5 protein-coding genes are annotated in these 6,619 nt (G+C 48.2%); all 5 read left to right on the plus strand.

Translation table 11 applies throughout. The features are described 5' to 3' along the window. Positions 1–260: 260 nt before the first annotated feature. On the plus strand, positions 261–1,100 hold the full coding sequence (locus tag I6E38_RS09490; RefSeq protein WP_235393758.1) for an AraC family transcriptional regulator: 840 nt from the start codon (positions 261–263) through the stop codon (positions 1,098–1,100). Between the two features lie 297 nt (positions 1,101–1,397). Continuing rightward, positions 1,398–2,687: an O-acetylhomoserine aminocarboxypropyltransferase/cysteine synthase family protein gene (locus I6E38_RS09495; RefSeq protein WP_235393759.1), complete on the plus strand. Its 1,290-nt coding sequence runs from the start codon at positions 1,398–1,400 to the stop codon at positions 2,685–2,687. Between the two features lie 61 nt (positions 2,688–2,748). Next, positions 2,749–3,690, plus strand: a complete 942-nt coding sequence (gene cysK, locus I6E38_RS09500; protein ID WP_235393760.1) for a cysteine synthase A — start codon at positions 2,749–2,751, stop codon at positions 3,688–3,690. Positions 3,691–3,880: 190 nt separating this feature from the next. After that, positions 3,881–5,251 carry a sodium:proton antiporter NhaD gene (nhaD, locus tag I6E38_RS09505; protein WP_235393761.1) on the plus strand — a complete coding sequence of 457 codons (1,371 nt, stop codon included), beginning with the start codon at positions 3,881–3,883 and terminating at the stop codon, positions 5,249–5,251. A gap of 378 nt (positions 5,252–5,629) precedes the next feature. Next, positions 5,630–6,400, plus strand: coding sequence for an AAA family ATPase (locus I6E38_RS09510; protein WP_235393762.1), 771 nt, complete (start codon positions 5,630–5,632; stop codon positions 6,398–6,400). The last annotated feature ends 219 nt before the right edge of the window (positions 6,401–6,619 follow it).

Here is a 6,619-nt window from a genome sequence, read left to right on the forward strand (position 1 = left end):
AAATACGATAGGAGTCAACATTTTGCAATATACGGTTTACAAAACGTCAAAAGCAGCACGTATTTTACATAAAACATGTTGAATCGTATGTATATTAAATGTTAAAATCAAGCATATACCAATTTATAATCGTAAATTTGCATTGTAGAACACATCCCTAAATCAAGCATAAGACAATTGCACGACAAATGTCGACAATAAACAACCAGAAATTTTTATAATAATCAAATATGGACTTGTATAACTTTGATTACAAAAGAATGAAGCCTGCCGAACAGTTTCCACTGCACAAGCAGGACACATGGGAACTGACGTATGTAACTTGCGGCAAAGGCAAGCGCATAATGGGCGATACCGTAACGGATTTCGCCGAAGGCGACCTTGCGTTCATTCCGCCACATATACCCCACAGCTGGAAGTTCGACGACAATTACACCGACGCTGACGGACTCATCGGACACTACACAATCACATTCCGAACAGAGTTCATAGACCGCTGCACAAGCGCATTCCCCGAACTCACCGAGCGTCTCGACCTGTTGAAGTCGATTGCTACAGTAATCTCATTCGATCCCAACACCACAGCCTTGATAGCCGACATGCTGCACAAGATGGCACGTGAACAGCGCACAGAACTGCTACCCTACATGTTCCGTCTGCTCCTGCTGATATCAAAGAGCGAGCGCGACGCTGTCGTTGTGGGACGCACCCCTGAGACAGACCGTACATCGGAGCGCATCAACAAAATAAAGGAATTCTCGCAGCAGAACTTCGCCCGCACTGTCACAATCGACATGATAGCCGAGCACGTGGGTATGAACCGCTCGTCATTCTGCACCTTCTTCAAGAAGGCTACGGGCCAGACATATATCACATATCTCAACAAGCTGCGTGTAGACCGCGCCTGTAGCCTGTTGCGCCAGGGCAACTTCAACGTTACTGAGGTGTGCTATATGGTAGGATTCAACGATGTGCCCTACTTCAACCGCTGCTTCAAGAACAACCGAGGCATGTCGCCCAAGGAATATGCCGACGGCGTGATATCAAAACGTCAGGTGCTGACCACACGACAGATGGTGCCCGAACAGAAAATAAAGTAACTGTTCACCCCACAGCATAACAATAATAAGATGTAGCAACAAAAACAACATTATTTGACACGTTTTCAATGTCAAAAATGTTGTTTTTGTTGCTTTTTTATGCCTTAAAACTTCATATTTATACATTTCATCCCAATATACCATATTTGTGGTATGCCATATAACCAATTTGTGCGATTGTAGGGTAGACAGTTTTGCCGTAACTTTGCAACCATGAAAACAAGAAGTCAACAAACACGACTTGCTTCATAATCTTCATATTAGTAAAAACACATTTTTAAAGAAAGGGCAAACACCATGAGCAACAAGAAACTCCACTTCGAAACACTCCAATTGCACGTAGGACAGGAAAATCCGGATCCGGCAACAGACGCACGTGCCGTACCTATCTACCAGACCACATCGTACGTGTTCCGCAACTCACAGCACGCTGCCGACCGATTCGGACTGCGCGACGCCGGCAACATCTACGGCCGACTGACCAACTCGACACAGGGAGTTTTCGAGGAGCGCGTGGCTGCCCTTGAAGGTGGCGTGGCAGGACTGGCAGTGGCATCAGGAGCCGCAGCCGTGACCTACGCTCTGCAGAACATCCTGCAGGTAGGCGACCATATCGTAGCTGCCGACAATCTGTACGGTGGTTCGTTCAACCTCATCACCCACACACTGACCACACAAGGCATCAGCAACACCATCGTCAACGTCAACGACCTTGAGGCGCTGGAGGCTGCCATTCAGCCCAACACCAAGGTGGTGTACGCCGAGACATTCGGCAATCCCAACTCCGACGTGACAAATCTTGAGGCAGTGGCTGCCGTAGCCCACCGCCATAACATACCATTCATCGTAGACAACACCTTCGGCACACCTTATATTATACGTCCGATTGAACACGGAGCCGACGTTGTGGTACACTCAGCCACAAAGTTTATCGGCGGACACGGTTCCAGTCTGGGAGGCGTAATCGTAGACGGCGGCACATTCGACTGGAAAGCCAATGCCGACAAATATCCTACACTCGCCAAGCCCGACCCAAGCTATCACGGTGCCATATTTGCCGACGTAGCTGGCAAGGCTGCTTTCGTGACCCGCATTCGCGCCGTCATACTGCGCGACACTGGTGCTACAATCTCACCGTTCAACGCATGGATTCTGCTGCAAGGACTCGAAACTCTGTCGCTGCGCGTAGAGCGTCACGTAGAGAATGCGCTCAAGGTGGTGAAGTATCTGGCTGAGAACCCAAAGGTGGAAAAGGTGAACCATCCGTCGCTGCCCACTCATCCCGACCACGAGCTGTACGAGAAGTACTTCCCCAACGGTGGCGGTTCGATATTCACATTCGAAATCAAGGGCGGTCAGGAAGCCGCATGGCGATTCATCGACCACCTCAAGATATTCTCATTGCTTGCCAACGTGGCTGACGTGAAGAGTCTCGCCATACACCCGGCAACAACCACCCACTCGCAGATGTCGCCCGAGGAGCTGGCGCAGCAGCACATCACACCCTCGACCATACGTCTGAGCATCGGAACCGAGCACATCGACGACATCATCGACGACCTGCAGCAGGCGTTCGAGGCCATTTAAGCAGGCGCACGACACAACCCAACCAGTTAACCACAACAACAAATTAAAACAGAGAAAAACTATGATTGCAAAAAAGCTGACCGACCTTATCGGCAAGACACCGTTGCTCGAACTTGGCACCTACTCGGCCAAACGCGGCATTGAAACGGCAATATTAGCCAAAGTGGAATATTTCAATCCTGGCGGAAGCGTCAAGGACCGCGTGGCACTGTCCATGATCGAGGACGCCGAACGGAAAGGACTGCTCAAGCCCGGAGCCACAATCATAGAACCTACAAGCGGCAATACGGGTGTAGGACTGGCACTGGTGTCGGCCGTGAAGGGATATAAGCTCATTCTGACAATGCCCGAAACTATGAGTGTGGAGCGCCGTAACCTTGTGAAAGCTTACGGCGCTACCGTAAAACTAACGCCGGGCAAGCAAGGAATGGCGGGCGCCATACTGGCTGCCGAAGAACTGCGCGACGCTACTCCGGGCAGCATCATACTGCAGCAGTTTGAAAACCCAGCCAACCCGCAGGCTCACTACAACACTACGGGCGTGGAGATATGGGAGCAGACTGAAGGCAATGTGGACATATTCGTGGCTGGTGTGGGCACCGGCGGAACGCTGTCGGGCATCGGCAGACGACTGAAGGAGCATAATCCCAATGTCAAAATAGTGGCTGTAGAGCCGGCATCGTCGCCCGTACTGAGCGGAGGCAACAGCGGACCGCACAAGATTCAGGGCATAGGAGCAGGTTTTGTACCCAAGACATACAATGCCGACATTGTAGACGAAGTACTCACCGTGAGCAATGACGATGCCATACGCACCGGCCGACAACTTGCCGCTGAGGAGGGATTGCTCGTGGGCATCAGTTCGGGAGCGGCTGTGTTCGGAGCCACCCAACTGGCTCTGCGACCCGAAAACCGCGGCAAGCGAATCGTAACGCTATTGCCCGACACAGGCGAACGCTATCTGTCGACAGTGCTGTACGCATTCGACGAGTATCCACTATAAAGGACAACATTTGCAATGTATTGGCAATGTGACACCAAGACTTGTAAAAACCGCATTAATATTATACTACAAATACTTTTGTTTGAGGTTTTTTGTATAATTTTGTAACGGTGTGTCAGCAGAACTATTTCTGCTGATACGCTGTTAACCGAAATAACATAATTACAAAAAAACAAAGACAACAAAATCTATGACAGCTTTAACTCTTGCTATCGTCGTAGCCTTCGTGCTGGGATACACATGCATCGCCACCGAAAGCTTGACTAAAGTGAACAAAGCCGCTGTTGCGCTGCTTATGTTCGTTGTGTGCTGGACGCTCTACATGTTCGATCCGCTGCAGTATCTCAACCTTATGCACCCAGACTACACGGGCGGCATGGCTGGTATGGCCGAGAAGGTGACTACCATCATTCAGGAGCACCTTGGCGACACCTCGACTACACTGTTCTTCCTTATGGGAGCCATGACTATCGTTGAGATTGTCGATCAGAACGGTGGATTCAACTGGGTGCGAGGCGTGATGAAGACCCACTCGAAGCGCGCATTGCTGTGGCGTATCGCTTTCATGACATTCATCCTGTCGGCTATTCTCGACAACCTCACCACAAGTATCGTGATGATCATGATTCTGCGCAAGCTCGTGGCTGACAAGCAAGACCGTCTGATTTACGCCTCGCTTGTGATTATTGCAGCCAATTCGGGTGGAGCATTCTCACCAATCGGCGACGTCACCACTATCATGCTATGGAATAAGGGCTTGATTACGGCAGCCGGAGTTATCATGGAAATTATCGTTCCGTCGCTCATCTCGATGATTATACCTGCATTCATCCTGCAATATTATCTGAAAGGCGAACTCAAAATGCCTGAGGAGAATTGCAACTGCAATGCCGACTTAGGTGACCTTACCGAAATTCAGCGTCGTGCGGTATTCTGCATTGGTGTTGGCGGTTTGATGTTCGTGCCGGTATTTAAGAGCATCACCCACCTGCCTCCGTTTGTAGGTATATTGCTCGTACTTGGTGTTTTATGGACCACAACAGAGCTGTTCTACAGCCACCTGACACACGGACACGAAGAGTGCGAATGTGGAACAATGAAGCGCGTAAGCAACCTGCTCTCACGCATCGACATGTCGACAATCCTCTTCTTCCTCGGCATTCTCATGGCTGTAGCATGTCTCTCTGAGGTTGGTGTTCTCAGCGCTATGGGCGAAGGCCTCAACGTCATATTCGACGGCAACCACTACCTCGTAACCGGTATCATCGGTGTTCTGTCGAGCATCGTCGACAACGTTCCTCTCGTAGCAGGCTGTATGGGTATGTATCCCGTTGCTGCTACTGGCGACATGGCGGTTGACGGTATCTTCTGGCAGTTGCTGGCTTACTGTGCCGGCGTGGGCGGCTCAATGCTCATCGTAGGTAGCGCAGCTGGCGTTGTGGTTATGGGCCTGGAGAAGATAACCTTCGGATGGTACATGAAGAAGATAACATGGATTGCTTTCGTGGGCTATCTCGCTGGTATCATCAGCTACTACTTCATCAGAACGTTTGTGTTCTAAATAGAATAAAGCCCAACAAAGCCCCTCCCCCCAACCTCCCCCGTAGGGAGGGGAGTGATATGACAGGATTGCTGAAACTATTATAATCGGGGGATGTCAAACGACATTTAACAATAAAAAGAACAGCAAAAACAACATTATCTATTCTGAATGGCAGAAAAAGAATGTTGTTTTTGTTGTTCTTTTGTTGTTTATGTTGCTACTTTATTATTGATATTTTGTTTTTGATATAAACCCAAAATTACGATGATTTATCTGAATAGATTTACCTTGACATCCGTATATGATGAAGAAGAATATATAAACAATTTCCCAAGAAACTGTTACGACTCATACTATCCGTTCAACTTTTTCCCTCAAATTAAAAGACTTGAGTCGATGGAATTCTCCGACATCACCATTTTATGCGGTAGCAACGGGTCGGGCAAGAGTACACTTCTGAACATCATAGCAGAAAAACTGAAACTGGAAAGAAAGGCTCCTTACAATAAGACTTATTTCTTTGACCCGTATCTTGAAAAATGCCGATATGAACTGACCGTTCATGACCCGACGAAACTGAAAAGTCTCAAGAAAATGTCAAAGATTATAACGAGCGACGATGTGTTCAATCATATCATCGAGGTACGCGAAAGAAACGAAAACCTCAACTTCAAACGTGAATTGATATTCAAAGAAAAAGCCCAAATGGGATATAGCGGATGGCAAGGACCACGAGGGTTTAACACCGACGACCCTAATAGTATAAGGGCATACAAAGATTATTACAACAAGCACAAGCAATCGGGTTCAAGATATGTAAGAGCTAATGTCGGTGTTGACGAACGAACATATTCTAACGGAGAGAACGGTTTCAAATACTTCACCGATGCCATACAGTCTGGCGGGCTATATCTGTTGGACGAGCCTGAAAATTCCCTGTCTGCCGAGATGCAAATTGAATTGGTGCAATTCTTATTGGGAATGGCAAGGTTCTATGATTGTCAGTTCATTCTGTCAACACACAGTCCGTTTATCCTGTCAATTCCATATGCCAAAATATTCAATATGGACAGCGTACCCGTTTCTGTATGCCAATGGACGGATTTGCCTAACGTCCGCCTCTATTACGATTTTTTCAAAGACCATGAAAAGGAATTTGAAGAGTAGCGGCCGACAACAGTACAATAATCAATATACGAAAAATGCCCTGTAAAGACAAAAGCGTCAACTGTCAATGCTTCTACCTTTACAAGGCGTATTTTTATAAGCAAACTGTGCATACCGTCCTTATAAGCCAACAGCACATTCCACCTCCAATAAGCAAACTGTGCATACCGCTCCCCTCCCTGCGGGGGAGGGGCGCGGTATGCACAGTTTGCTTATTGG

The sequence above is a fragment of the Leyella stercorea genome (assembly GCF_021531355.1).
In the GTDB taxonomy this organism is placed as follows: Bacteria; Bacteroidota; Bacteroidia; order Bacteroidales; family Bacteroidaceae; genus Prevotella.